Genomic DNA, 24,670 nt, shown 5'->3' with positions numbered 1-24,670 from the left:
GGGTCCGGCGGCCGTGGGCGCCAGGGCAGAGGTCGCCGACCTTTGCGTCAACCAGCAATTGAAAGGGTTACGTAGCCATGCCTGTCGTAACAATGAGGCAGCTGCTCGACAGCGGCGCGCACTTCGGTCATCAGACCCGTCGTTGGAACCCGAAGATGAAGCGTTTCATCTTCACCGACCGCAACGGCATCTACATCATCGATCTGCAGCAGACGCTGACCTACATCGATAAGGCCTACGAGTTCGTCAAGGAGACTGTCGCCCACGGTGGCACCGTCCTCTTCGTCGGTACCAAGAAGCAGGCCCAGGAATCGATCGCGGCCGAGGCCACTCGCGTCGGCATGCCGTACGTCAACCAGCGTTGGCTCGGTGGCATGCTCACCAACTTCGGCACCGTGCACAAGCGCCTTCAGCGTATGAAGGAGCTCGAGGCCATGGAGCAGACCGGTGGCTTCGAGGGTCGCACCAAGAAGGAAATCCTCATGCTCACGCGTGAGAAGAACAAGCTCGAGCGCACCCTCGGCGGCATCCGGGACATGGCCAAGGTTCCCTCGGCCATCTGGGTCGTCGACACCAACAAGGAGCACATCGCCGTCGGCGAGGCTCGCAAGCTGAACATCCCGGTCATCGCGATCCTGGATACCAACTGCGATCCCGACCTGGTCGACTACCCGATCCCGGGTAACGACGATGCCATCCGCTCGGCCGCGCTGCTGACCCGCGTTGTCGCTTCCGCCGTTGCCGAAGGTGTGCAGGCCCGTGCCGCGCGCGCCGGTGGCGACTCCAAGCCGGAAGCCGGCGCTGCCGGCGAGCCGCTCGCCGAGTGGGAGCAGGAGCTGCTGTCTTCGGCTACTCCGGCTGCCGAGGCCACCGAGGCTGTTGCCGAGGCGCCCGTCGAGACCGCGGCCGAGGCCGCTGTGGCCGAGGTTCCCCCGGCTGCCACCCCGGCCGACTTCTGAGTCGCGACAACGAAGTTCGTTCACTCTGCCGCCCCTTCCTGTTAGGAAGCGGGCGGCAAGGTGTGACCACCACATTCCCACACTGAGGAGGCTCGCCCGACATGGCGAACTACACCGCCGCTGACGTGAAGAAGCTTCGCGACCTCACCGGCTCCGGCATGATGGACTGCAAGCGGGCGCTCGAGGAGACCGACGGCGACTTCGAGAAGTCAGTCGAAATCCTGCGTATCAAGGGTGCCAAGGACGTCGGCAAGCGCGCTGAGCGCTCGACGGCCGAGGGCCTGGTCGCCTCGCAGGACGGCGTCCTGATCGAGATCAACTCCGAGACCGACTTCGTCGCCAAGAACGCGGAGTTCCAGGAGCTGGCCAACAGCATCGTCGCGGCTGCCGCCAAGACGCGCCCGGCTGACCTGGATGCGCTCAAGGCTGTCGACCTGGGCGGCAAGACCGCCGACCAGGCCGTGCAGGAGCTGGCCGCCCGTATCGGCGAGAAGCTCGAGCTGCGCCGCGCCGTCGCTTTCGACGGCCCGGTCGCGACCTACCTGCACAAGCGCGCCACCGACCTGCCGCCCGCCGTCGGCGTGCTGGTCCAGTACACCGGTGACAGCGAAGCTGCCGCCGAGGCCGCCCGCGCCGCCGCCATGCAGGTCGCCGCGCTCAAGGCCAAGTACGTCACCCGCGACCAGGTCCCCGCCGACCTCGTCGAGAAGGAGCGTTCGATCGCCGAGGCGACCGCGCGCGAAGAGGGCAAGCCCGAGGCCGCCCTCGCCAAGATCACCGAAGGCCGCGTCAACGGCTTCTACAAGGACGTTGTCCTGCTGGAGCAGTCGTCGGTCACCGACAGCAAGAAGACCGTGAAGCAGCAGCTCGACGAGGCCGGTGCCACCATCACCGCCTTCGCTCGCTTCGAGGTCGGCCAGGCCTGATCGCCTGACACACCCCAAAGGGCCTCTTGCTCATCGATATTCGATGAGCAAGAGGCCCTTGTTGTGGTGATGGGTGGGCACGTTCTCAGGCCGGGCCGCCGGAGGCGGTCTCGCAACCGGCTGCGGTCCGTCCGGGCGGTGCCGCCTTGCGAGGAACCTGTTACGCGGATCCTGCTTCCGCTTGCCTATTTCCACGGTCGCCGGGGTCTGGTCGCGGTGCTGCCACCTGATCAGGTCGCTGCCGGCCGGTTTGCCGTAGTGTTGACCCGCGCGCGGCATGCGCCGGATATCGCGAAATCGGGCGCCGTATAGAGGGTCGCCGCACTGTCGTGACCGCCCGTGGTGCAGGATAGAACAAGTTTGTTGCCGTCCCGTGCGATGCATGCGCCGGGGTGGCCTTTTCATGTGCGTGGCTGCGCGACTGCCGAGGACAAGGAGACCGATGACGGACCCCGATACGGCCCCCGACCGCAAGGGCTATCGCCGAGTGCTCCTCAAGCTGGGCGGCGAGATGTTCGGCGGTGGCCGGGTCGGTCTCGACCCGGATGTGGTGCAGGCGGTCGCCGAGCAGATCGCGGAGGTCGTCGAGGACGGTGTCCAGGTGGCCGTGGTCATCGGCGGCGGCAATTTCTTCCGTGGCGCCGAGCTCGAGGAGCGCGGTATGGAACGCGCCCGCTCCGATTACATGGGCATGCTCGGTACCGTGATGAACAGCCTTGCGCTGCAAGACTTTCTACAGAAGCAGGGCATCGACACCCGGGTGCAGACCGCCATCACCATGGGCCAGGTCGCCGAACCGTATCTCCCATTGCGCGCCAAGCGGCATCTGGAGAAGGGCCGGGTCGTGATCTTCGGCGCCGGAATGGGCATGCCGTACTTCTCCACCGACACCACTGCCGCGCAGCGCGCGCTGGAGATCGGTGCGGAGGTCGTGCTGATGGCCAAGGGCGTCGACGGTGTCTTCAATGCGGACCCGCGCGAGGACCCGGACGCCGTGATGTTCACCGAGATCACGCATAAAGAGGTCCTGGAACGTGGCCTGAAGGTGGCCGACGCCACCGCGTTCAGCCTGTGTATGGACAACCAGATGCCGATGCTGGTGTTCAATTTGTTGACGAAGGGCAATATTGCCCGTGCCGTCGCCGGTGAGAAGATCGGCACGCTGGTCCGTTCGTGACCAGTGGAAAGAACGATGACGCTGTGGAGGAAACGCCGTGATTGAAGAAGCGCTCTTCGACGCCGAGGAAAAGATGGAGAAGGCAGTCTCGGTGGCGAAGGACGATCTGGGTTCCATTCGGACCGGTCGCGCGAATCCGGGCATGTTCTCCCGGGTTGTCGTGGACTACTACGGGTCGCCCACGCCTATCACCCAGATCGCCGGAATCAGCACGCCCGAGCCGCGCATGCTGATCATCAAGCCGTACGAGCAGAGCCAGTTGCAGCCGATCGAGACCGCGATCCGCAATTCGGATCTGGGTGTGAACCCGACCAACAATGGCGACATCATCCGCGTGTCCGTCCCGCAGCTGACCGAGGAGCGGCGCCGCGAGATGGTCAAGCAGGCCAAGTCCAAGGGTGAGGACGCCAAGATCTCCATCCGCAATGTGCGGCGCAAGACCATGGAAGAGCTCGGCCGCATCCAGAAGGACGGTGAGGCCGGCGAGGACGAGGTCGGTCGCGCCGAGAAGGAATTGGACAAGACCACCGCGCGGTACGTCAGCTCCATCGACGAACTGGTGAAGCACAAGGAATCTGAGCTGCTCGAGGTCTGAGTCGCTCGAATCTGACACGGACGGCCGGCACTGCCGGCCGGGGGTAGGGACGAACGGACGACAAGTGAGCGACAGGACAATCGTGGCCGAAGAAACTGCCGCCTCCGGCGCGGTGACGCCGCCCGGCGAGGACACCGCGGGGGCGGTGCCGTCGCCTCCCGAGTGGGTTCCGCCGGCTCCCGAGCCGGAGTCACCGGCGGCAGAACAGTCGGCTCCGGCCGCGCCCGCCTCGAAGGCCGGGCGCAATCTGCCTGCCGCACTGGCGGTCGGCATGGGTCTGGGCCTGTCGCTCATCGCGATCCTGCTGTTCGCGCCCAAGGTGCTCGTCGGCGTGATCGCCGCGGCCATCGCGGTCGCCACCTGGGAGGTGGCCAAGCGACTGCGTGAGGCCGATGTCCTGGTGCCGCGGATTCCGCTGCTGGCAGGTGGTCAGGCGATCGTCTGGCTGGCGTGGCCGTGGGGTCCGCAGGGCGTGCTCGGGGCCTTCGGCGCGACGGCGCTGGCGATCATGGTGTGGCGGCTGTTCGATCACGGTCTGCGGGCGACGCCCCGAAACTATCTGCGCGACACCGCGATCAGCGTTTTCGTACTGGCCTGGATCCCACTGCTGGCGTCCTTCGCGGTGCTGATGCTGCAGCAGGACGACGGCAATCTGCGGGTGCTGACCTTCATGATTCTGGTGGTCTGCTCGGATGTCGGCGGTTATGTCGCCGGTGTGCTTTTCGGTAAGCATCCGATGGTTCCGCACATCAGCCCGAAGAAGTCCTGGGAGGGTTTCGGCGGTTCGCTGGTCTTCTGCGTCATCGGCGGCCTGCTGACCGTGACCCTGCTGCTGCAGGCCAATTCGATGATCGGTGTACTGCTCGGTGTCGGCCTGGTGCTGATCGCCACCACCGGCGACCTCATCGAATCCCAGGTCAAGCGCGAACTCGGCATCAAGGACATGGGCACCCTGCTCCCCGGCCACGGCGGCATCATGGATCGCCTGGACTCCATGCTCCCCTCCGCCTTCGTAGCCTGGCTGGTGCTGACCGCCCTGCTCTGACCTGCTGCGGTTCACGAAACATCAAGTGCGGTGCCGTAAATCCGCGCCACTTCTATGGTGATCACCACTCGCCCCTCGGCCCGCTGCTCGGCCAGGAACGCCGCCGCATCTTCCGGGTACCCCGCGTGGGCGGCGGGATACCCGGCGTAGGCGAGCAGTTCCTCGGGACGATCCGATACCTCGGCATCGCCTTCGGCGACCGCGAACGACCACACGTCGGGTCCGCTGACATGCAATGCGACCCGGGAATTGGTGCGCACCTGTTTGGCTTTGAGCCGCTCGGCCGTCGTCGAGATGCGGATGACGCGCTCGGTGGGAACCCAGCGGTACAGGACGGTGGACATCGCCGGATGCCCGGAGCGCTGCACGGTCGCCAGCACGCCGAACTGCTGCGCAGCGATCAGCGCGCCGAGTTCCTGTTCGGTCAGTGAGCGCGGAGCGGGACCCTGGTTCTTGCTCATATGGAATCTCCTGTGAGGGGCGATCTCGGTGTTGAAGTCACTGTATGAGCAGAGGCGAAGACGATAAATCATCGAGAATCTTTTCTCGATGTCCAATCGTCTTGCCGACATATCCTTTTCGGCATGGACGTTCTCAGTGAGGTGCTGGCCACCGCGCGCACCGGCAGTCCGGCGTCGGGCCTGTTCGTGCGGCATGCGCCGTGGGGCCGGGCGTATCCGAAAATCGAGGGGGCCGGATTTCATATCGTGCTGCAGGGCACCTGCCGGCTGACCCGTCCGGACACCGATCCGATCGCACTGGGGGTGGGTGATGTGGTGTTCATGCTGCGTGGTGTCGCGCACGGTCTGGTCGATCAGCCCGGCACCCCGCTCACCGAAACTGCCGGTCCCGCAGACCTTCGTGTCATCGAGGGTCCGGGCCCGGCGGCGACCCTGCTGTGCGGCTCGTACCAGCTGGCCGCGGATCGCACCCACCCACTGCTGACCGAACTGCCTGAGGTCGTGCACATTCCGGCTCGTCTGGGTACGCACGCCGCTCTGCGCGCCGCCGTCGATCTGCTCGCCGCCGAACTCGACGACCCGCGTCCCGGCGGTGATGCTGCGGTGCCCGCGCTGCTGGACCTCCTGCTGCTCTACATCCTGCGCGCCTGGTTCACCGAGGCCGAGGCCGAAATCTCCGGTTGGGCAGCGGCTTTCGCCGATCCCGGTATCTCCGCCGCATTGCGTGGCATTCACGAGAACCCGGAACACGGCTGGACGGTGGAGTCGCTGGGGGAGCGGGCCGGTCTGAGCCGCGCGGCCTTCGCGAAGCGCTTCACCCTCATGCTCGGTGAGCCGCCGCTGGCCTATCTGACGCGCTGGCGCATGATCACCGCCGCAAGACTGTTGCGCGAGACCGATTCTCCGTTGTCGAGCGTGGCCCGCCGCGCTGGATACGGCTCGGAGTACGCCTTCGGCAAAGCCTTCAAACGTGAATACGGCACCGCGCCCGGTCAATATCGCAAGGCAGGGGCCGATCCGGTGCTGGCGGGTGTCTGACGGAATCGCTCTGATCCGCAGCTGCTGTCTTACCGGACGTCGCCCGATCGGCCGAACGGAAGGGTTCCGCGAGCATCCGGTGCTCGGCAAGCCGGCCGTCGCGTACGCGAATCATGTCCATGCCCACGGTTTCGAACGGCGGACCGGTCGGCGGAAGCCCGAGGAAGTCGCCGATATGCGTGCCGCGCACTGGGAATCGGTGTGCGACCCACTCGCCACTTTCGATGGGTCGTTTCGGTGACAACCTGTAGGTCCGGTGCACCGGACCACATCGATTGCCATTTTCGCCGCCAGGCTCGCAGCCTGCTCAACCGCACACTCGAGGGCCTCACTTCGGCGAGATGATCAAGCTAGTGGCGAGTCCGGCCGCATCGCCTATCGACGGCTGGTGACCCGCTAGACGTGCTTCTTGGCGGCGCGGCGCAGCTGCAGGATGCGGTAGCCGCCGACCAGCGCTGTGACCAGCGCGCCGGAGATTACCGAGAGCAGGACGAGCACGCCGATGGGCAGGTTCCAATTCCACCCGAACATGGAGACCTGGGCCTGGTCCAGGTTCTGCAGGATGAAGATCAGCAGGATGATTCCCAGGATGGCGGCGATGACGAGGCCGATCCACGCGTAACCGGCGCGGGTCTTGAGGACGCGCGGGTTCTGGCCTGTGCTGGGGGTCGGTTCCGACCCGGCGGTCGGTACGGCGTCGGTGGTCATTGCTTGATCATTGCCGATTGCTATGAGCGGTGCACGCATATAGCCCCTTATCTGCGGTATGTCGTCTGTGCCCGGTATTAACTGGGTCACTGTCGGCGAGCTCACGGCGACTGTGACGAGCGCATCGCACCCCGCACGCCCGAAACAGCGGCTCGGATGGAACACTGGAAGGGTTATGACTGCCACCCCCTTGCCCCTCGTGTTCGACGCCCCTCGCCGTGGCCTGCCGCCGAGGCATCTCGCCGACCTCGATCCGCAGGAACGCCGGGCGGCCGTCGAGGAGCTCGGCCTCCCCAAATTCCGCGCCGATCAGATCGCCCGCCAGTACTACGGCCGCCTGGTGGCCGACCCGGCGCTGATGACCGATCTGCCGGAGGCCATGCGCGCGAAGGTGGGCGAGGCGCTCTTCCCGCCGCTGCTCACCGAGGTCCGCAATGTGGTCTGCGATGACGGCAGCACCCGCAAGACGCTGTGGCGCGCCGGCGACGGCACGCTGCTCGAGAGCGTGCTCATGCGGTACACCGACCGCAATACCCTCTGCATCTCCAGTCAGGCCGGCTGCGGTATGGCCTGCCCGTTCTGCGCGACCGGCCAGGCGGGCCTGACCCGCAATCTGTCGACCGCTGAAATCGTCGACCAGGTGCGCGCCGCTGCGGCCGCCCTGCGTGACGGTGAGGTCGCCGGTGGTCCCGGCCGCCTCTCGAACATCGTCTTCATGGGTATGGGCGAGCCGCTGGCCAATTACAAGCGCGTCGTCGCCGCGGTCCGCCGCATCACCTCTCCCGCCCCGGACGGCCTGGGCATTTCTCAGCGCAGCGTTGTGGTCTCCACAGTCGGCCTGGCCCCCGCCATCCGCAAGCTCGCCGACGAGGACATGTCGGTGACCCTCGCGGTCTCCCTGCACACCCCCGACGACGAACTCCGCGACACCCTGGTCCCGGTCAACAATCGCTGGCCCATCGCCGAAGTCCTCGATGCCGCAAGGTATTACGCCGACAAGTCCGGCCGCCGTGTCTCGATCGAGTACGCCCTGATCCGCGATATCAACGACCAGCCCTGGCGCGCAGACCTTCTCGGTAAGAAGCTGCACAAGGCCCTCGGCTCCCGCGTCCATGTGAATCTCATCCCGCTGAACCCGACCCCGGGCAGCAAATGGGACGCGAGCCCGAAAGCCGTTCAGTACGAATTCGTTCGCCGCGTAGTGGCCCAGGGCGTCCCCTGCACCGTCCGCGACACCCGAGGCCAGGAAATCGCCGCCGCCTGCGGCCAACTCGCCGCCGAAGGCTGATAGGTCGAAGGGGCATCGCCGTTACCGTCGGCGGGTCTGCAGCGCGTCCGGCGATCGCAGTCGTGCTGGCGGACGGAATCGCCGAGGCTGCTCTGCTGCTCATGCAGTCCGCGACGGTCATCTCGGAGCGGGTCGAGCAGCGACTGCGCGATCGCCGGCGTCACCTCCAACCTCGTCGACGGCCGAACCAAGCTGGACAGCGTATTCGGCAATATCGGCGAGCTCGCGGTGCAGGATGTCTTGGGCGAGAGCTGATCTGTCACGCCGATCACAGAGCCTGGAACACCCAACGGGTGCCAAGTTTCACCCCCGGCACCAGCGCTGCGGTATGTGTGTCAGCGAATCAGTGCGGCGAGTTCGGTGCGGAGGCGGCCGAGTTCTGCGCTTCCGGTGGTGGGGAAGCGCAGGATGGGGATGCTGTAGGCGGCGCAGATGGCGTTCTTGACGGCGTCGAGGGCGAGTTGGTGTGGTTTGTTTTCGTGATGGTTGAAACCGTCGACCTCTATCACGCACAGGCGTTGCTTTGTGATCCGGTTGTAGAGGTCGAAATCCACTGAGGCGGAACGAGACTGGGTGAATTGTTTTTGCCGCTGGTCGAGCCGGTCGGTGTCGGGCAGGAGGTGCTTGATGTGGACCTGCTCGTTGTACCAGAATCCCTGGAAGTCGGATTCGCCCAGAATCTGTTCCAGGGCGGCTCGCATGATGTTCTCCGAGGGATGTTCCGACTCATCCCGTACGTGCCTGGCGAGCGTTCGTAGAACCGCTGAATAGTCTTTGTACAGCAGATCGAAAATTGACACGACGGGGCTGTCGAAGAACTCTTTGTCCGGAAACTGGTAGCGGATGTAGCCGATCAGATCACGCAGGTTCCGACTCTTCGGCAGCATGTCGTGGTGGGTGACCAGGATGAAGCGCTTCCGCGCACGGGATACGGCCACATTGATCAGTTCCGGGGAGTCTGCGAATTTCAGCGCCTTGTCGATGCCCGGTCTATTGTCCAACACCGTGGTCATGATGATCGCCTCCTTCTCCCGGCCCTGAAATTTGTGGACGGTATCGGACTCGATGCTCAAGATCAGGGCGTCGGTGACCCGGTCCGCCTGCGGTCGGTACGGCGTGGTGACACCGACCTGATCAGTGGGGAATTCGGCACAGTACCGCGGTAGGACGTCCTGCTGGATGATATCGATCTCGCGCTGATTGACTCGCCCGCCGGGCTTGCCTGTTCTTTCCTCGAGCCAGCGCATGTGGTCGCCGGGTGGCGTACGAACAACCACCATGGACTGGTAGCCCGGGGTGCTGCGAGTGAAGGGAATGAGATTGTCCTGGTAGAACTTCTGGTTGCAGAAGCCGATGATAGCGGGGTCGGAACGGTAGTGCTCGCGCAGCAGGACGCGTGGCAGCGCGGTTCTGTAGATATCGGTCAGCGACGAGAGAATGCTTTGCCGCTGATAGTCGTACGCGGGATCGGGGGCGGATCCGGTGGCTGATTCCGGAATTGTCACGACGGGCTGCAGCTGCCGGAGATCGCCGACGACGATCAGATTGCGGCAGCATGCCAGTGCCACGGCTGCGGCGACCAGGTCGACCTGCGAGGCCTCATCGATAATGAGGTAGTCGACGAGTCGCCCTGTGCCGATGCTGCTTTCGAGTGAATGGCAGGTGCTCAGGATGACAGGGTAGTCGCGGGCGAAGTCCTGCCAGTGCTGCCGATATCGGAAGTCGTACAACTGCGTGGCGCGTCCCGCATAGCGCTGACGCATGCTCTCGATGAGCCAGGCCACCGAGAGCTGTTGTTGCTGGGCGGCGAGGTCGTCGAAGTTCGATTTGTCCAACGACTTTCGCGCCTGTTCGATCTTGCGCTCGAGTTCGGCGATCTTGGTGTCGTAATAGAGCTGATGCAGCCGGAACACGATATCGATATCCTGTGCGTCGGCATGGCGCATAGATCGGTATTTGAAGTATTTGCTGATCCGGTCCACCACGCCCGCGATTCCGGTGGCCCGCGCAAGTTCCGGATCGGTATCGGCGATGAAGGCGAGGATCTTGGCCGGCCGCCACCGCAGTACGGGTAGCTTTTCCTGGTCGGGCAGTTCGTGCCGATCCAGGTAGGCTCGGAAGTGCACGCGTTCCAACTCGTAGGCGGCATGCTCGGTATATAGGTCCGCGAGGTCGCGTTCCGTTTCACGCAGCCTCAGCAGACGCTGATCCCGCGCGGTCATTTCCTCGGCACGGGGTAGGGTCACCGGAGTTGTCGAGCCCAGTTGCTCGACAATCAGATTCCGACCCCCTTGTTCCTGAAAGAACCTTTCCTTCTTCGCCTTCCGGCCGAGATTCGCGGTGACATAACCGAATCCGGCTTTGACGAGTTTGGTGTGCACATTGTCCACGGCTGCATTGTTCGAGGAGACGACCGCTACCGTTTTGGTTTCATCGACAATGATATTGGCGATCAGATTGAGGATGGTCTGTGTTTTGCCGGTACCGGGCGGGCCGTCGATCACTGAAATCGGGTGGCGCAGAGAGTTATCGATGGCGGCGCGCTGGCTGAGATTTGTGTCGAAGGGGTATAGCGGCGGCGACGCCGGACGCTCGACCTGCTCGATCGGCGATCGATGGAGATAGCGATGCAGGGCGCTGTCCGGATGAACGAACAACGGCCGCTCGTGTGCCTCACGGAGTGCACGCCCTTCCTCCGGTAGCCGCCTCGCGGCGGCGCACCAGTAGGCCAGCACCCGGGCGACCTTCGGATGCGGCGCCCCGGTCCGTACGACCTCGACCCGGTCCCCGTGATACGCCGAGAAGTCGTGACCATCGCCGGGAAAGATATGCCACCAGTCCTGACCCATCTCGCAGAAGCGGTAGGCCCCGGTCAGATCGTCGCGAGGTCTGCCATCGACCAAGATGCGCTGCTGTGGACCGAAGGGCACGGCTTGCGGATGCCGCAATACGAGCACCCGCTGATGGCCGTAGGGAAAGGTGCTGCCTGTGCGGAAGGTGACATTCATGCGAGTCGCCGTGGGCTGCACCGCCGCAACCTCCGCGGTGAGATCCTGATACGGCCCATCTGCGGGATTTCGAATCAGCACGGCCAGCTGACGTGGATCAACCATCGGGCCCCCTCTCGATTACCGGCACATCGAGGTTACCGTGAGGAAAACCGTTGTGCCGCAGTATTTCTGGTTGCTAGCGGCCGATCAGGGCGAAACGTATATAGTTGAGGTGGGATAGGCGCCTGCGATGGCCGATCGCCGCCGCGATCCGCTGATCGAGTGCGGCGAGTGAGGCCGGGGCGTTCTGCAATGCCAGTAGGCGTTGGGCGAATTCCTGCCGCTTGTTCGCGGCGAACGCCGTCGCGTTGGCGGCATGGGACGACAGCTGAGCTGATTCAGCCTCAGACCGCTGTTTGGCCCGATCCTGTTTCGGCCCGACTTCACTTTCCGTCGTTCGCTGCTGCTGAGTCAGCCTGCTCATCTCACGCTCGTAGTCGGATCGTATGGCGGCGGCGTTGGACGGATCGGTGCGCGTGAATCGCGCTTGGATCCTGGCGACGCGTGTGCCGCGCCAGTTCTCCAACGCGGTGGCCTTGACCTCGCCGATACCCTTGACGTAGATCGGTCCCCGGGCGGTGTGAATGTAGGCGGTCACCGAATTGTAGGCACCGCCGCGCGCACTCAGGCCGATACCGGTGAAGTCGGCTGCTGTTCGAATTCCTTGTGCGGCAAGGTCATTCGTGAGATGGAGGCCGATACCAGAGATACCCGCCTCCGAAATCTGGAATCGCACCAGCTGCTGTTGGACGAAGGCGGCCCGCTCTGCGGCCAAGGCCTGATCGAGCCGATCCCGCAGCTTTTGCCGAAGATCGTTTCGTTCTCCGTCGATGGCGGCGAGCGTGCGGAGTTTGTGTTGCTCGATCGCCGCGAGTTCCGTTTTGTACCTGTCCTGCAGGTACTTTCGCTGGATGGGGAGTTGCTGTAGTCGCTGGTACTCGGACTGATCCAGCTGTGTTTGTTCACCGCGCACCACCACCGCGGCCCCGGCGACGTCTGCGGCTTCATCACGCCGCTCCCGGAGTTCGCCGAGATGTCGGCGCAACTCGGCGGTTTCGGGTCTGGCGCGCCGTGCTGTCGATACCATGACCGCGGTCACCAGCAGCGGAAGCAATGCCAGAGGGGGAACGATGACGATGAGGGCGGGCAGCGCGATGACGATCAGCAGGATCAGCAGGATCGCGGTCGCGACATCCCGGGCCCCGCGTCCGGCGAATCGCGGTAGCGTCGCGGGCGCGGATATGGCTGGATGCGGCGGTGATAGCGCCCCTGGCACCCGCCCCGTCATCCAGCCCGGCAGCCCCTGGGCGGTGGTAGTCGCGGATGTCGCGATCGGGGCGGCAACCGCGCCGCTCATGGCGGTCGCCAATGCGGGCAGGGCGGCCAGCGGCTGTGTGGCGAGCGAGCGCAGCTGATCCGCCAACTGCCGGACCTCCCGGTCGGCGTGCGCGAGCAATGCCGGAAAACGTTGCGAGAAATGGGGATTCGTGAAATCGTCCTCGGCGAGCAAGAGATACTCGCCTTGCGGTTCGTGTAACTGCCGCCACAGGCCCGGATCGATGGCGACGGCCTTGAGCGCCCCATAGATGACCCAGGCGGAGAAGCGATCCAGGTCGGTGCCGAAGTCATTGTTTCCGCGGTGTGGCGACTGATAATTGCGGTGCCCGCGTTCGGTTCCGCCCGTTCCGCCCAACGTGGGTACGTACATTCCGTCGTAGTCCAGTAGTCGGAGCGTGCCGTCCCCTGTGACCAGGAGATTGCCGTGCTGCAGATCACCGTGCGCGATACTGTGCGCTTCGAGATCGGACATCAGGCCCGCGAATCGTTCGGCGAGGCGATTGACGCCCGACCGGTCGCCATGATGGATGTCCAGCCACGCCGACAGGGTCAGGCCCTGCGCCCACTCCATTTTCAGGATGGGATATCTGGTCCCGCCGACCAGGACCGCGTCGGGTAGGTACTCGAAACCGATTTTCCACGGCTGGGACAGGTCGGCGGGCGAAAGTGTGGCCAACTGATCGCTGATCGCGCCGTATCGAGCTTGCTGATCGGGGATGTAGCGGGTGAAACATTTGATGGCGTACCGGGTTCCGGTGGCCTGATGGGTAACCGGGAAGACGCTGGCGAAGGCACCGGAGATCGCACGGGGTTGACGTAGTTTGGTGAGCTCGGGGACCGAGGTTCTCAGCTCGGCGTCGGTGAAACAGATACCCGGATGCTGAAGGGCTTCCTGATAGGCGCCGGCGGTCGGGAACTCTCGGGGTGTGGTCGTGACCATTGGCGCTACCGCCCCTCGAAATCGATTCGAATCAGGGCGACATCGTCGTTTCGCAGTTCTTGTCGGTCTCGGCGGGCATCCAGCCAATCGGTGAATCGGCTCGAGTCGTGCGGACCGCCGAACTCCAAGAGTTCGTGTAGCGCGGCAGTGGGATCGGATGCCGCCAGGAACCAGGCCGCCAATGCGTCGGACACGAGTAGTAGCCGGTCACCGGGAATGCATACGCCCTCGGTGAATTCGGTGCGCTCCGACAGCAGCGCGGTGTCATGATTGCGGCTGCCGAAGAGGTTCGGATTCGTCCCGAACTCCTCGGCGCTCTGTATCGGAAACGCGCTGAGTGGCAGTTCATCGCGGATGTGAAATACGCAGGTGTCGCCCAAAGCGGCGGCTTGCCAGCGCCATTCGGAGACGCGGTCCGGCGTGACCAGCACACAGAGCATGGTCGCGAAAGTGCTGCCCGCCAGTTTCGACTGCTCATACCACGCCAGCGGACGGCCTGCCGCGGCCCGGTCGGACGAGTACTCGGCCAGCCACGGATCCCATCGGGCCACCACCTCGGCGGCGAAGTCCTCGAATGCCGCGCCGGTTCCGAAGAACTTCGGATCAGACAGGGCTCTTGTGGCCGACGCGGCGGCGAGCAGCGCGGCCCAATCCTTCGACAGCACACTCTCGGTCGCTCCGTCGCAAACACTCGCGGCGACCGGACCCGAGGCGAGTTCGTCGAAGGGTGTCTGTGGCAGTACGCACACCGCGTCCTCGCACTCCGTCGCGGTGGAGCCGCGTTTGGGCACGACCAGATGGGTGACGTACAGGCCCGGTGTCATCACCGCAGTTCGGTCGCGCGGGTCCCGATGTCCAGGAATTGGACGACCGAGGTGATATCCGCGTTGTAGACGAATCCCCTTGTGGTGTCGCCGATCTGGTGTCCCTGCCCCGCGGCGTAGGCCCGCATGTGGCTGGGCAGCACACTGGACATCGCGAACAGTGTTTGCGCGTAGGCGTCGGGCAGGCGGGCGTCGGAGTTGGGGAAGGTCACCGGTGAGCCGCCCGTTGCGGAGACATGCAGGTTGAACAGCAGGACGGCACCGTCGGCGGTTGCCTGCGAGGTGATGGCGGTGGCGGCTTCGGTGGGGACGCCGTCGGTCGATTCGCCATCGGTGAGATTGATGACGATGGGTGGAAAGCCGCCGGGGTGTTGCGCGATCCAGCCTCGCACCAGGGTCTCGGCGTATCGGAGCGCTCGATTCATGAGTGTGGCGCCGCCGATGACGGGGTCCATCCACACGGGGAAATGCACCGTGGACTCGACCAGTCCGCCCGCGCCGTCGGGGATCTTCTTCGACCGTTCCTCCACGCGCGCCGGGTTATCGGCAACTTCGCTCAGCGGCACCAGGTCACGGCCGGTGAGCGCGCCGGAGAAGGCCGATCCGACCGTCGCGCCGTACCCGATCACCGCGACGTGGAAGTAGTCCCGGACCCCTTCCTCCTTGGCGCATTTGACGGCCAGTTCGGTCAATAGTCGGTTGATCGCGTCGGCGACGACATCGGCCTTCTTCTGCGGGACTTCGCCGCCGATCAGGTCACCCATGGAGGTCGACTGATCGACGAGAAAGATGAAGCAGGTCGGATTGGTGCGGCTGATCTCCGTTGTGTACGGCATGTGTGCTCCCCAGTGTGTGAACCCCGGACACGCCTGGCGTGCCCCGAAACCTCAGCGATCGTAATGAAATCGAACCGCTGGGATGGTGTCGATCGGACTGCTCTCGGCCCCTGGTAGCGACTCAGTTGCCAACCTATGATTTGATCAATGACGTTGTGCGTGGACGACTTTCGCGAACCGTAGCGCGATCGCCAGCAGCGGTACCAAGACGATGACGCCGTGGGCCGCTGCCGCTATCGCGGCGATCGAGCACAGGATGGCCAACAGCACCAGCAGCACCTCACCGCCGACGGGCCCGGCGCTGGGTGGGGGCGGTTGTGCGAGTGCAGGTTTGGGCGCCACCGCAGGGCCGAAAGTCTGCGGCGATGAGTAGGAAGGAGGCACCTGTGCCGGCATGGGACGGTCCGGTGGCCGCCGACCGCCGATCACCTTGGTGTCGTAGATGCCGGTGCCGGGTATTCGCATTGTTCGTTGCACGTGGCCGTCGGCGCGCTTGGTGACGCGGAACGGACCGCCGCCCGCGCTGTAGCCGACGCCTGATTTGGAGACCGTAATCCGTACCGGGCCGAATCTCTTGTGTATTCGAACCATCGCAGGTCCTAACGGGGTCGGAATTTCGGTGCTCACTTCAGTAGAGCACCGGGCACCGACAGGCTGGGTGCGAATCACGATCGTGGTAGTGCGGTTACGGGAACCTCAGGGGTGGGCGGGCGCTGCCCATCGGGTGTTCTTGGTGCACAAGCTCTTCGGGCAAACGGCATTAGGTTCTCAAATTGCCTGGTTCGGTTGTAGCCCTCGCTGGTGCGACTGGGTTGGGAGGAGGCCTGCCCTGGGCTCCCGAGTCCACGTCAATCTCATCCCCTGAACTCGACCCCGGGCAGCAAGTGGGATGCTTCCCCGAAACCCGTTGAGCGCGAATTCGTTCGCCGCGTCGAGGCCCAAGGCGTCACCTGCACCGTCCGCGACGCCCATGGCCAGGAAATCGCCGCCGCCTGCGGTCAGCTCGCCGCCGAGGGGTAGTCGCGCCCGATTTTTCGATGCGCGGCTCGGAGGGATTCAACCCACGACGAGTGTTCCCTGGCAGCCGGCACCAGCGTTGCCGGTAGTGTTCACCGTGACACCCTGTGTCACATGGATGTTGCGCCTGGGTGGAAGGCCCGGCGACCATCCAGCCACTTGGTTTGCTGTCGATTTCCCCCTCGACGATGCACTTCGCCAGCTCGCTCCGGGACCGCCCGAGAAGTAGATCCACAGCGCTCCAGGTTCATTCGTTCGGCTGCCAGCCTTGGAGTAGATCTGCGGGGGTGAATGCGGCGTCGAGGCCTTCGGTAGCTATTCCGGATCGGGTGACGGCAATCAGGGGGATCGGTTGGTCGGTGACGCGGTGGCGGTGGCGCTGGAGGGCGCTCAGGTCGTGGTTGTCGAAGGGGGAGTTTTCCAGCCATTTGATCGATCCGAGGAAGGCCAGTTCGTGCGCGATGGGCTCGCGGTCCGCGCCGACTATGTCGATTTCGACGTCGTTGCTGCGAGTCCAGTAGCCGCCGATCGCTGGGACGGCAGGGATGCCGTGTTCGGGCAGCAGGCGTGCCAATGATTCTCGGACGAGTGGCTCCACGGCGCGTCCGCGCCAGCTGGTCCATCCACGGTGAATTCGTTCAAGTGTGAGGTCGGAGCGCATTCGGTCCAACTCGGCGAGGTTCGGGCCGAGAAAGGTAAGCCAGAAGCGGAGATACGGGTCGGTGATCCGGTACCGGCGTTCCTTGGATGGTGCGAGGCTGATCGGCAGTTCGGCGGCCACGATGCCCTTATCCGTCAAGCGCTCCGTAGCGCGCGACAGGGTGGAGTGCGAGATTCCCCCTGCGGCCCGGGCGATATTGATGAAAGTACGTTCGCCGCTGCCGATCGCCGTCAGGACCTGGCGGGCTTGGGTTTGATCCGGAAACTCGGCGGCGAGCGACAGTTGTGCCGAAACGACCAGTGGGCTCACCGGATCTGCCAGTTCTCGGGTGAGGAATGCAGGCAGGTCCTCGCCGCGGTGCCATCGTGCGCAGATGATGGGCAATCCGCCCGTCACCAGTGTCGCGTCGAAGGCCGCAGCTGGATTCAGGCCGGTCATCGTGGCGACATCGGCAGGGTTGAGGGGTCCGAGGCGCATCTCGGTGCCGCGCTGGTGGAACGGCCGCCCGTAGGAGGTGAGTGCCTGCATCATGGCGAGGTCGGAGCCGATGAGGATCAGCAGCACTGGTTTACGTGACAGCTCGCGATCCCAGGCTCGCTGCAGAACGCTCTCGAACGCTCCGGCGGGATCCATGAGATAAGGCAGTTCGTCGAGCACCACGACGCTCGGCTGGTCCTCGGGCAGGATGCTTGCGAGCTGGCGGAACGCCGCTGTCCAGTTGCCGGGCACAGCATCAGTGAAGATGTCGGCCTCGGGTAGGGATGAGCTGCGTACCGCATCGATGAACTCGGTCAGTGGATCTGTGCCGAAGCCGATCTCACTGGTATGAAAGACGTTCGGCACCTGGCTCCGGTGCACGAACTCCTCGACGAGCGCAGATTTACCGATCCTGCGTCGCCCGCGCAGGATCAGACAACGTCCCGGCCTCGCTGTTCCGATTTCAGTCTGTACCCCGCCCAGCGCAGCCTCGAGCGTGTTCAGTTCGCGCTGTCGGCCGATAAAGTCGACCAAGTCATACCTCCCATATCGAAATACAGATACTGTCGAAAGCGATACTATCTCTCAAGATAGTATCCCATCTGGTACCGTATTGCAGTTAGCTTGGCGTGTATGCGCTGGTCGCGGCGTTTGTAAGTGGGTAGCGATCGGCGAGCCGCTGGCCAATTACAAGCGCGTGGTGAATGCGGTGCGCCGCATCGCTTCTCCGGCTCCCGACGGCCTGGGCATCTCCCAGCGCAGCGTGGTGGTCTCCACGGTCGGCCTGGCTCCGGCGATCCGTAAGCTCGCCGATGAGGATATGTCGGTGACCCTCGCGGTCTCCCTGCATACCTCCGACGACGAGTTGCGCGACACCCTGGTCCCGGTCAACAACCGCTGGCCGATCGCCGAAGTCCTCGATGCCGCAAGGTATTACGCTGACAAGTCCGGCCGCCGCGTCTCCATCGAGTACGCCCTGATCCGCGATATCAACGACCAGCCCTGGCGCGCCGATCTGCTCGGCAAGAAGCTGCACAAGGCTTTGGGTTCGCGGGTCCATGTGAATCTCATCCCTCTGAACCCGACCCCGGGCAGCAAGTGGGACGCTTCCCCGAAACCCGCTGAGCGCGAATTCGTTCGGCGAGTAGAGGCCCAAGGCGTCCCCTGCACCGTCCGCGATACCCGCGGCCAGGAAATCGCCGCAGCCTGCGGCCAGCTCGCCGCCGAAGGTTAAGCGGAAGACCGCTCTGAGAGTCTCGCGCACGCGTTCGTAACTGTGGCTGCCGAGTTGAAGCGGGCTTCGGCTGCGGTGCAACGGATTATGTCGCCGCCTGATGGGGTCGGGATCTTCCTCGGCCGAGGTAAGATCCGCCGGCGACGTCGTCTGCGTGTCCGGTCGGGTGGCGTAGCTGAATTCATTTGCTGTCTCGGTGCTTTTTGAGGGAGTGCAGCCAGCGGCCGGCATGCCGGTGCATGGTGGGGGTAACGAGGTAGGTCATGATCGGCACCACAAGGACGATCACCAGCAGGGTACGCGCCGGCAATGCCCATTGCGGCACGGTGCGTGCGACCGCCCAAGAGGCGAGGGTGACCAACGGGTAAAGCCCCGCGAAGGCCGATACGGCCAACTTCCATTTCGCCGGACCGGCGGGTTGTGTGATGGAAATAGACTGTGTGGCAACGGGTTCTCGTTCTACGGCGCTCAATCTTCCTCCTCGTAGCCGAGGTCGATGGTAGGTGCGGAAGGGGTCTGGGGGGAAAGACCAAACATCGAGGATTTAGTAACCTGCCGTTATGAATCTCGAGCTGCGTCATCTGCGCTACGTCATGGCGGTGGCTGACACGCTCAACTTCACCCGCGCCGCCCAGCAACTGCACATGTCCCAACCGGCATTGTCGGCGCGGATCAGGTCGATCGAGCGGCATCTGGGTGCAGCACTGTTCCGGCGCACGACCCGCGCGGTAGCGCTGACCGAGTCCGGTGTCGAGTTCACCGAGCGGGCCCGGGAGATTCTGCGACTGCTCGAAGAAGCCGAAAGTGAAGTGCGGAAGTCGGTGCACGGCACGGTACTTCGCATCGGCTTCTATGGAGCCGCGGCCCGCGAGTCCACCACGGCCATCATCGACCGTTTCCGCGCGAGCCACCCGCAGGTGGAAGTCGAGCTTTGTCGTTACGGCTGGGAAGACCCCACCGCCGGACTTCGCGTCCGCGCAGTGCCGCTGGCATTCGTGCGACCGCCATTCGACGAGCATGGGCTGAAACTGCTGCCCCTCCATGCCGAACCGCGGCTGGCAGGTTTGCCTGCCAGCCACCCGCTCGCCACCAGAACGACGATCGAGGTTGCCGAATTGCTCGGCGATCCTGTCGTTTACCGGGTGACATCCGATCAGCGGTGGGCCGACTTCTGGTACGGAGCCGAGGCTCGTACGAATACCCCGCCTCCGCGCCGGGTCGAGGTCCGCAATCTGGACGACGAGCTACAGGCCGTCGCCGCGGGCCGTGCGATCACCATGACCACCGCCGCCGCCGCGGCCTACTTCCCGCGCCCCGGAGTTGTCTACGTGCCGCTCACCGGTTTGCCGCGCAGTCGAATCGCATTGGCCTGGAACACCGACGAGAGCGATCCGCTCTGCCATGCCTTCATCGACGCCGCGCGCGCCCACATCGAGAGGGAATGACCCACACCGGAATCGCGGTGCGGTGGATCTTCTCCGTCTTCACCAGCGATTCTTTTCATTGGGATGGCCTGCGATCGGTGAACGGCTCCTCCTACGACCTTTGTGCAGGCGATGACTGCAGGGGAGGCGGTGGGGATGGGCGGCTGCCGCACGCGGGATGCCGCGCCGAGTCCGGTTCGCGGAATCGGGCGCAGCTCAGATGGGTACTACTTCGACGAGATCTTCGAGTCCGAGAAAGTCATCGACGTTGCGGGTGTAGAGGCGCGCATTGTGGGCGTGTGCGGTTGCGGCGATGATGAGGTCCATGGTGCGGGCCCGTGGTTGGCGCCCGACTTTCACCACGGCTGCGGCCAGCAGGCCGTAGCTTGCCGCGACAGCGTCGTCGAGGGGAAGAGGGTCGAATCGTCGTTGAAGAGCCGAGAGTCGGCGCAGTCGTTCTGCTCGGATCGAGTCTGTACGGGCGACGAGGACACCGAAATGGAGTTCGGCGACTGTGGCCGCGCTGATGGTCAGCAGCCCTGGTATGGGTGTGATGTGATCTGCGATGACGACGTTGGTGTCGAGTATTGCTCGACCTTCGTCGGTCACGTCGTCGCCCATGGGTCGCGGAACTCCTGGTCGATGAGGTTGCGGTCGTGCTCCCAGTCTGGATCGGCTTTGCCGGACCATAGGTCGGATATTTCATCGAAACGCCGCCAGGTTTTGGGGCTGACAGGCACTAGGCGGGCGCTCGGACGGCCGGCGACGGTGATGGTCACCTCTTCGCCGGCCTCTGCGCGGCGGACCAGTTCAGACGCCTGTTGCCGCAGTTCACGTAGACCGACTGTGCTCATGCCCTATGGTAGCACTTGTGCTACAGCCCGTGAGCTGGTTGTAGTCTTTGTAAAACAGTAGCGATCGGCGAGCCGCTGGCCAATTACAAGCGCGTGGTGAATGCGGTGCGCCGCATCGCTTCTCCGGCTCCCGACGGCCTGGGCATCTCCCAGCGCAGCGTGGTGGTCTCCACGGTCGGCCTGGCTCCGGCGATCCGTAAGCTCGCCGATGAGGATATGTCGGTGACCCTCGCGGTCTCCCTGCATACCTCCGACGACGAGTTGCGCGACACCCTGGTCCCGGTCAACAACCGCTGGCCGATCGCCGAAGTCCTCGATGCCGCAAGGTATTACGCTGACAAGTCCGGCCGCCGCGTCTCCATCGAGTACGCCCTGATCCGCGATATCAACGACCAGCCCTGGCGCGCCGATCTGCTCGGCAAGAAGCTGCACAAGGCTTTGGGTTCGCGGGTCCATGTGAATCTCATCCCTCTGAACCCGACCCCGGGCAGCAAGTGGGATGCCTCCCCGAAACCTGTTGAGCGCGAATTCGTTCGGCGAGTAGAGGCCCAAGGTGTCCCCTGCACGGTCCGCGATACCCGCGGCCAGGAAATCGCCGCCGCCTGCGGACAACTCGCGGCCGAAGGATAGATTTCCTTTCATATGTTCAGGCCAGGTGCGCGTCGCACCCCGGACACATGCCCGCCACACTGATTCGGTGAGCTGAGGTTCCAGCTCGGTGATGACCTGCGCGACCGCGGGAGTGTAGATGTCGACCTGTTCGCCCCACATCCCCACATAGGACTGCAAGGTGAGCCACAGGATCTCTTGCTTATCCGGGTCGGGGCCGCCAGAGAGCGCATGCGCCAGACTGCGCTGCCACGACCGTGCCGCTACCGCCATACCGTGGTGGAGCGCGATGATCTGCTGATATTCCGAGGCCGCGACAGGAAACCGACGCTCGTCGATCGCGCCGGATGCGTCGGAGACGATTGTCGAGAATCAGACGCAGCGGTGGGTGCGTAAGCCGTTGCCGGTCGAGTGGCCGCCGGTCGCTTTCCTGGCTCAGCAGGACCCAGGTGTTGTCGCGGCACCGACCTGAACGGTGACCGGGCCGTTGTGCCCGGCCGCGTCGGTGGAGCCGATCATGTACACGCCGTACACCGAATGTGTGCCGACGACGGTCGGCGTCCAGTTCGCGGTGACCTTCCCGGTGGCGGACGCGCTGCTGATGCCGAGGATCGGCACGATCGAGGTGAGCCGGCCGGTGCTGTTGGGGTCCGCCGGATCGGTGAATTCGACGAGGTTCGACGGTCCGGACAGGGTGTACGTGCAGCCGGCCTTGTAGTTGGATCCGCTGATGGTGACGCCGTCCGCGGTGGTGTCCGCGGCGGCGATAGTTCCGGTAGCGGCGACGGCGGCGACCGCGGCCCCCAGTGTGGTGAGCCCCAGTGTGCGAGCGGTGAAAGCCATTGTCGGCCTCTCGGTTACGTGTATCGACAAGTCTGTGAAACGCTAGCGCTTCTGACTTGCGGTGGCAATGAGCTTCACCCGCTAAAGGGGCAGACTCCGCGATTCGTGGAGTAGGAACGCGTCGCCGTGCGTATCGAACACCGCGCACTCCGTGCACTGGCCACACAGCCGTGGTGCGGACTGTGCGGCCGGGAGGCAGGCTGTGTGATTCGCCGCGGGTCGGGCGACCTCGCAACGGTCAGGTTTGGGTTCCGCGGGTGGCCAGGTGGCGGAAGTCGCTGGTCAGGTGCGTGGGTGCGCGGGCGAAGTCGGTGTCGATCCACCAGGCCAGGAGACCGACTGTGGCGGCGGCGTAGAACTCGGCGATGACCTCGGGAGGTGGGGTATGGCCGTGGTCGGCGTCGGGGTGTTGCGGCAGGTGGTTCGAGAGGAGTTGGACGATGAAGTCGTGCAGGTGGCGGGTGACGACGGTGCCGCCCTGTTTGCCGCAGAGGGCGCGGTAGACGCGCTGGTTGCGGTGGGCGTGGTCGAAGAGGAGGGCGGCGGGGCGGTCCACCTCGATGGGGAGGCCGGCGGAGTTCATCTGGTCGAAGTCGGCTTCGAGTTGTGCGCGCATACTGTCGAAGGTGGCGGTGAGCAGCGCTTCTTTATCGCGGTAGTGGACGTAGAAGGTGGAGCGGCCGATATCGGCGCGGTCGAGGATGTCCTGCACGGTCATCTGTTCGTAGCCCTTGTCCAGGACGAGGGCGATGAAGGCTTCGTGCAGGGTTTTTCGCGTGCGGCGAACCCGGCGGTCCTGCTCGGCCACGGCTGCCTCCTCGACTTTCCGGACAACCTCCCGGGTGCTGTCCGGTAGTGAACGAATGCCCGGAACTGGTTGTTGACCAGCGGCTCCTCTCCGACAGCATAATCGAACATGTTGTTCAGAAACATATTCGGTGTTCGGCAGGCCGGTCGGGGCGAAGGAGCTCGGGCATGAAAGACACAGTGATCGATACCCAGTACTCGACCGGCGTCTCGCGGCGCAATATCGAGCGGGCCCTGCTGGCCGCGGGCAAGGATCTCGACCACCTCCGGCCCGAGGATCTCGCGCTGCTCGAGGACTTCCATACGATGGGGCGTTATGCCACAGGGCAATTGGTCGATATGGCCGGGATCACCGCGGCGGACGACGTGCTGGACGCGGGCAGCGGCATCGGCGGCACCGCCCGTTTCGTCGCCGACCACTGCCGGTGCCGGGTGACCGCAGTGGACCTGACCGAGGAGTACTGCGATACGGCGCGCTGGCTCAATCAGCTTGTCGGACTGGATGATCGGATCTCGGTGCAGCGCGCCGACGTCACCGAACTGCCGTTCGCCGACGCCACCTTCCAGGTTGCCTTCAGTCAGCACGTGCAGATGAACGTGGCCGACAAGCCGCGCCTCTACCGGGAAGCACGCCGGGTTCTGATGGATGGCGGCCGACTTGCCATGTGGGACATCACCTCTGGCGAGCACGGCGAGCTGGACTATCCACTGCCGTGGGCCGATCGCCCCGACCTCGGCCACCTGGTCGGCTCCGGCGAGCTGCGCGCCATCGTCGAATCCGCGGGATTCGAGATCGACCATTGGAGCGATCTGACCGACCAGGCAGCCACGCTGATGCAGGCGATACTGGCACTGCCGCCCACGCCACTCGGGCTGCATGCCTTCGTCACCGACTTCGCGCAGAAAGCGGCGAACCTGACCCGCGCCCTCACCGACGGACGCCTTCGAGTCATCCAGGGCGTGGCGCGAGCAGTCGCCCCTCAGTCGCGTTCGTAGGTGCCCGTCAGCTTTCCGCGCGCGATGACATGCCCATCGATGGCCGCGAGTGTCTCGGCGAGCGTCGCCGCGCCGCCGAGTCCACTCGGGGCATCGAGCGCGAAGAGCTGAAAGATGTACCGGTGCGGCCCATGACCGGGAATCGGACGCGGCCCGGCATATCCACGCCGGGTGAACGAGCCGACGCCGATAGTGAACCCGGGGCCAGCCGAATACTCCAGTGCGAGAGCGCCTTCGGGAATCCCTCCGGCGCTGGGATCAATGCCGGAGAAGAGGCCGTGCACAATCGGCCGCGGCAGCGGTGCATCGGGATCCTCGATGATGAGGACGAGCTCCACCGCCGCAGCGGGCACACCGGACCAGTGCAGCGCCGGTGAAACATCCGCACCGACCCCCTTGCCGGCATGCCGCCGCGGTATGGCCGCCCCCTCGGCGAAGGTGCTCGTCACCGTAATCAGCTCCGGCGCAACAGCGTTGGCGCTGTGATGCCAGGCGATCTTGCTGATACCCGCGCGCACCGGCCGCAGCAGCCGAGCAATCGGATGCTTGATCATCAGAACTCC

24 protein-coding genes and 4 pseudogenes are annotated in these 24,670 nt (G+C 64.6%); 12 read left to right on the top strand and 16 right to left on the bottom strand.

The genetic code is table 11. The annotated features are described in order from the left end of the window. Positions 1-77: 77 nt before the first annotated feature. The 5 genes from rpsB to OG716_RS20785 all read left to right on the top strand — a co-directional run bounded on the left by rpsB (position 78) and on the right by OG716_RS20785 (position 4,702). Positions 78-959, top strand: coding sequence for a 30S ribosomal protein S2 (rpsB, locus tag OG716_RS20805; protein WP_327144814.1), 882 nt, complete (start codon positions 78-80; stop codon positions 957-959). A 101-nt stretch (positions 960-1,060) separates the two neighbouring features. Next, positions 1,061-1,885 carry a translation elongation factor Ts gene (tsf, locus tag OG716_RS20800; protein WP_327144815.1) on the top strand — a complete coding sequence of 275 codons (825 nt, stop codon included), beginning with the start codon at positions 1,061-1,063 and terminating at the stop codon, positions 1,883-1,885. A 442-nt stretch (positions 1,886-2,327) separates the two neighbouring features. Beyond that, the gene (pyrH, locus tag OG716_RS20795; RefSeq protein WP_327144820.1) at positions 2,328-3,062 is read left to right on the top strand and encodes a UMP kinase; all 735 of its coding nucleotides are present in this window, start codon (positions 2,328-2,330) and stop codon (positions 3,060-3,062) included. Positions 3,063-3,099: 37 nt separating this feature from the next. Then, positions 3,100-3,657 carry a ribosome recycling factor gene (gene frr / locus OG716_RS20790; RefSeq protein WP_355129894.1) on the top strand — a complete coding sequence of 186 codons (558 nt, stop codon included), beginning with the start codon at positions 3,100-3,102 and terminating at the stop codon, positions 3,655-3,657. A 112-nt stretch (positions 3,658-3,769) separates the two neighbouring features. Next, positions 3,770-4,702, top strand: a complete 933-nt coding sequence (locus tag OG716_RS20785) for a phosphatidate cytidylyltransferase (RefSeq protein ID WP_405139807.1) — start codon at positions 3,770-3,772, stop codon at positions 4,700-4,702. Positions 4,703-4,713: 11 nt separating this feature from the next. Here OG716_RS20785 and OG716_RS20780 read toward each other — a convergent pair whose 3' ends face one another. Further along, positions 4,714-5,163, bottom strand: coding sequence for a pyridoxamine 5'-phosphate oxidase family protein (locus OG716_RS20780; protein ID WP_405139149.1), 450 nt, complete (start codon positions 5,161-5,163; stop codon positions 4,714-4,716). A gap of 123 nt (positions 5,164-5,286) precedes the next feature. Here OG716_RS20780 and OG716_RS20775 point away from each other — a divergent pair, with 123 nt between their 5' ends. Further along, positions 5,287-6,201, top strand: coding sequence for an AraC family transcriptional regulator (locus tag OG716_RS20775; RefSeq protein WP_405139148.1), 915 nt, complete (start codon positions 5,287-5,289; stop codon positions 6,199-6,201). Here the strand turns inward: OG716_RS20775 and OG716_RS20770 are convergent. Further along, positions 6,128-6,463, bottom strand: coding sequence for an ester cyclase (locus tag OG716_RS20770; RefSeq protein ID WP_405139147.1), 336 nt, complete (start codon positions 6,461-6,463; stop codon positions 6,128-6,130). The genes OG716_RS20775 and OG716_RS20770 overlap by 74 nt on opposite strands. 134 nt (positions 6,464-6,597) lie before the next feature. Then, positions 6,598-6,909 carry a lipopolysaccharide assembly protein LapA domain-containing protein gene (locus OG716_RS20765; protein ID WP_355129890.1) on the bottom strand — a complete coding sequence of 104 codons (312 nt, stop codon included), beginning with the start codon at positions 6,907-6,909 and terminating at the stop codon, positions 6,598-6,600. Positions 6,910-7,084: 175 nt separating this feature from the next. Between OG716_RS20765 and rlmN the strand changes: the two genes are divergently transcribed. After that, a complete protein-coding gene (gene rlmN / locus OG716_RS20760; protein WP_405139146.1) occupies positions 7,085-8,197 on the top strand; it encodes a 23S rRNA (adenine(2503)-C(2))-methyltransferase RlmN in 1,113 nt (370 codons plus the stop codon). Between the two features lie 335 nt (positions 8,198-8,532). On the opposite strand, the gene OG716_RS20755 is transcribed toward rlmN, so the two are convergent. The 5 genes from OG716_RS20755 to OG716_RS20735 form a co-directional block, all read right to left on the bottom strand. Beyond that, positions 8,533-11,310 carry an AAA domain-containing protein gene (locus OG716_RS20755; RefSeq protein ID WP_405139145.1) on the bottom strand — a complete coding sequence of 926 codons (2,778 nt, stop codon included), beginning with the start codon at positions 11,308-11,310 and terminating at the stop codon, positions 8,533-8,535. Between the two features lie 73 nt (positions 11,311-11,383). Beyond that, entirely contained in the window at positions 11,384-13,525 is a 2,142-nt protein-coding gene (locus tag OG716_RS20750; protein WP_405139144.1) for a hypothetical protein, read from the bottom strand. Positions 13,526-13,530: 5 nt separating this feature from the next. Next, a complete protein-coding gene (locus OG716_RS20745; RefSeq protein ID WP_405139143.1) occupies positions 13,531-14,349 on the bottom strand; it encodes a hypothetical protein in 819 nt (272 codons plus the stop codon). Further along, positions 14,349-15,185: a vWA domain-containing protein gene (locus OG716_RS20740; protein WP_405139142.1), complete on the bottom strand. Its 837-nt coding sequence runs from the start codon at positions 15,183-15,185 to the stop codon at positions 14,349-14,351. Before OG716_RS20740 ends, OG716_RS20745 begins: the two co-directional genes overlap by 1 nt. A 144-nt stretch (positions 15,186-15,329) precedes the next feature. Beyond that, positions 15,330-15,776, bottom strand: a complete 447-nt coding sequence (locus OG716_RS20735; RefSeq protein WP_405139141.1) for a DUF4236 domain-containing protein — start codon at positions 15,774-15,776, stop codon at positions 15,330-15,332. A 238-nt stretch (positions 15,777-16,014) separates the two neighbouring features. Here OG716_RS20735 and OG716_RS20730 point away from each other — a divergent pair. After that, positions 16,015-16,205: pseudogene (locus tag OG716_RS20730) on the top strand (23S rRNA (adenine(2503)-C(2))-methyltransferase RlmN); the annotation flags it as partial. A 244-nt stretch (positions 16,206-16,449) separates the two neighbouring features. Here OG716_RS20730 and OG716_RS20725 read toward each other — a convergent pair. Then, a complete protein-coding gene (locus OG716_RS20725; RefSeq protein WP_405139140.1) occupies positions 16,450-17,721 on the bottom strand; it encodes an ATP-binding protein in 1,272 nt (423 codons plus the stop codon). A gap of 277 nt (positions 17,722-17,998) precedes the next feature. Between OG716_RS20725 and OG716_RS20720 the strand changes: the two are divergent. Continuing rightward, a pseudogene (locus OG716_RS20720) lies at positions 17,999-18,574 on the top strand (23S rRNA (adenine(2503)-C(2))-methyltransferase RlmN); the annotation flags it as partial. A 181-nt stretch (positions 18,575-18,755) separates the two neighbouring features. Here OG716_RS20720 and OG716_RS20715 read toward each other — a convergent pair. Next, the gene (locus OG716_RS20715) at positions 18,756-19,046 is read right to left on the bottom strand and encodes a hypothetical protein (protein ID WP_405139139.1); all 291 of its coding nucleotides are present in this window, start codon (positions 19,044-19,046) and stop codon (positions 18,756-18,758) included. 88 nt (positions 19,047-19,134) lie between these two features. On the opposite strand from OG716_RS20715, the gene OG716_RS20710 reads away from it, so the two are divergent. Next, positions 19,135-20,019: a LysR family transcriptional regulator gene (locus OG716_RS20710; RefSeq protein WP_405139138.1), complete on the top strand. Its 885-nt coding sequence runs from the start codon at positions 19,135-19,137 to the stop codon at positions 20,017-20,019. A gap of 195 nt (positions 20,020-20,214) precedes the next feature. Here OG716_RS20710 and OG716_RS20705 read toward each other — a convergent pair whose 3' ends face one another. Then, on the bottom strand, positions 20,215-20,619 hold the full coding sequence (locus tag OG716_RS20705) for a type II toxin-antitoxin system VapC family toxin (protein ID WP_405139137.1): 405 nt from the start codon (positions 20,617-20,619) through the stop codon (positions 20,215-20,217). Then, entirely contained in the window at positions 20,604-20,852 is a 249-nt protein-coding gene (locus OG716_RS20700) for a type II toxin-antitoxin system Phd/YefM family antitoxin (RefSeq protein WP_405139136.1), read from the bottom strand. Before OG716_RS20700 ends, OG716_RS20705 begins: the two co-directional genes overlap by 16 nt. A gap of 57 nt (positions 20,853-20,909) precedes the next feature. Here OG716_RS20700 and OG716_RS20695 point away from each other — a divergent pair. Then, a pseudogene (locus tag OG716_RS20695) lies at positions 20,910-21,482 on the top strand (23S rRNA (adenine(2503)-C(2))-methyltransferase RlmN); the annotation flags it as partial. A 39-nt stretch (positions 21,483-21,521) separates the two neighbouring features. Here OG716_RS20695 and OG716_RS20690 read toward each other — a convergent pair. The 3 genes and pseudogenes from OG716_RS20690 to OG716_RS20680 form a co-directional block, all read right to left on the bottom strand. Beyond that, a pseudogene (locus OG716_RS20690) lies at positions 21,522-21,800 on the bottom strand (DUF2397 family protein); the annotation flags it as partial. 96 nt (positions 21,801-21,896) lie between these two features. Beyond that, positions 21,897-22,304: a hypothetical protein gene (locus tag OG716_RS20685; RefSeq protein WP_405139135.1), complete on the bottom strand. Its 408-nt coding sequence runs from the start codon at positions 22,302-22,304 to the stop codon at positions 21,897-21,899. 238 nt (positions 22,305-22,542) lie between these two features. Further along, positions 22,543-23,112 carry a TetR/AcrR family transcriptional regulator gene (locus OG716_RS20680; RefSeq protein ID WP_405139134.1) on the bottom strand — a complete coding sequence of 190 codons (570 nt, stop codon included), beginning with the start codon at positions 23,110-23,112 and terminating at the stop codon, positions 22,543-22,545. A gap of 167 nt (positions 23,113-23,279) precedes the next feature. Between OG716_RS20680 and OG716_RS20675 the strand changes: the two genes are divergently transcribed. After that, on the top strand, positions 23,280-24,107 hold the full coding sequence (locus OG716_RS20675; protein WP_405139133.1) for a class I SAM-dependent methyltransferase: 828 nt from the start codon (positions 23,280-23,282) through the stop codon (positions 24,105-24,107). Here the strand turns inward: OG716_RS20675 and OG716_RS20670 are convergent. Next, on the bottom strand, positions 24,092-24,661 hold the full coding sequence (locus OG716_RS20670) for a YbhB/YbcL family Raf kinase inhibitor-like protein (protein WP_405139132.1): 570 nt from the start codon (positions 24,659-24,661) through the stop codon (positions 24,092-24,094). The two genes, OG716_RS20675 and OG716_RS20670, sit on opposite strands and share 16 nt — an antisense overlap. Positions 24,662-24,670 lie beyond the last annotated feature (9 nt).

This window comes from Nocardia sp. NBC_01388 (genome assembly GCF_045040085.1).
Taxonomy (GTDB): domain Bacteria; phylum Actinomycetota; class Actinomycetes; order Mycobacteriales; family Mycobacteriaceae; genus Nocardia.
Note: the sequence above shows the minus strand (reverse complement) of the source record. Positions and strands in the feature narration are given on the sequence as shown.

Coding starts and splice junctions, on each gene's coding strand:
- rpsB (WP_327144814.1), top strand. CDS start 78: ATGCCTGTCGTAACAATGAGGCAGCTGCTCGACAGCGGCGCGCACTTC.
- tsf (WP_327144815.1), top strand. CDS start 1,061: ATGGCGAACTACACCGCCGCTGACGTGAAGAAGCTTCGCGACCTCACC.
- pyrH (WP_327144820.1), top strand. CDS start 2,328: ATGACGGACCCCGATACGGCCCCCGACCGCAAGGGCTATCGCCGAGTG.
- OG716_RS20780 (WP_405139149.1), bottom strand. CDS start 5,163: ATGAGCAAGAACCAGGGTCCCGCTCCGCGCTCACTGACCGAACAGGAA.
- OG716_RS20775 (WP_405139148.1), top strand. CDS start 5,287: ATGGACGTTCTCAGTGAGGTGCTGGCCACCGCGCGCACCGGCAGTCCG.
- OG716_RS20765 (WP_355129890.1), bottom strand. CDS start 6,909: ATGACCACCGACGCCGTACCGACCGCCGGGTCGGAACCGACCCCCAGC.
- rlmN (WP_405139146.1), top strand. CDS start 7,085: ATGACTGCCACCCCCTTGCCCCTCGTGTTCGACGCCCCTCGCCGTGGC.
- OG716_RS20755 (WP_405139145.1), bottom strand. CDS start 11,310: ATGGTTGATCCACGTCAGCTGGCCGTGCTGATTCGAAATCCCGCAGAT.
- OG716_RS20750 (WP_405139144.1), bottom strand. CDS start 13,525: ATGGTCACGACCACACCCCGAGAGTTCCCGACCGCCGGCGCCTATCAG.
- OG716_RS20745 (WP_405139143.1), bottom strand. CDS start 14,349: ATGACACCGGGCCTGTACGTCACCCATCTGGTCGTGCCCAAACGCGGC.
- OG716_RS20740 (WP_405139142.1), bottom strand. CDS start 15,185: ATGCCGTACACAACGGAGATCAGCCGCACCAATCCGACCTGCTTCATC.
- OG716_RS20735 (WP_405139141.1), bottom strand. CDS start 15,776: ATGGTTCGAATACACAAGAGATTCGGCCCGGTACGGATTACGGTCTCC.
- OG716_RS20710 (WP_405139138.1), top strand. CDS start 19,135: ATGAATCTCGAGCTGCGTCATCTGCGCTACGTCATGGCGGTGGCTGAC.
- OG716_RS20705 (WP_405139137.1), bottom strand. CDS start 20,619: ATGGGCGACGACGTGACCGACGAAGGTCGAGCAATACTCGACACCAAC.
- OG716_RS20700 (WP_405139136.1), bottom strand. CDS start 20,852: ATGAGCACAGTCGGTCTACGTGAACTGCGGCAACAGGCGTCTGAACTG.
- OG716_RS20685 (WP_405139135.1), bottom strand. CDS start 22,304: ATGGCTTTCACCGCTCGCACACTGGGGCTCACCACACTGGGGGCCGCG.
- OG716_RS20675 (WP_405139133.1), top strand. CDS start 23,280: ATGAAAGACACAGTGATCGATACCCAGTACTCGACCGGCGTCTCGCGG.
- OG716_RS20670 (WP_405139132.1), bottom strand. CDS start 24,661: ATGATCAAGCATCCGATTGCTCGGCTGCTGCGGCCGGTGCGCGCGGGT.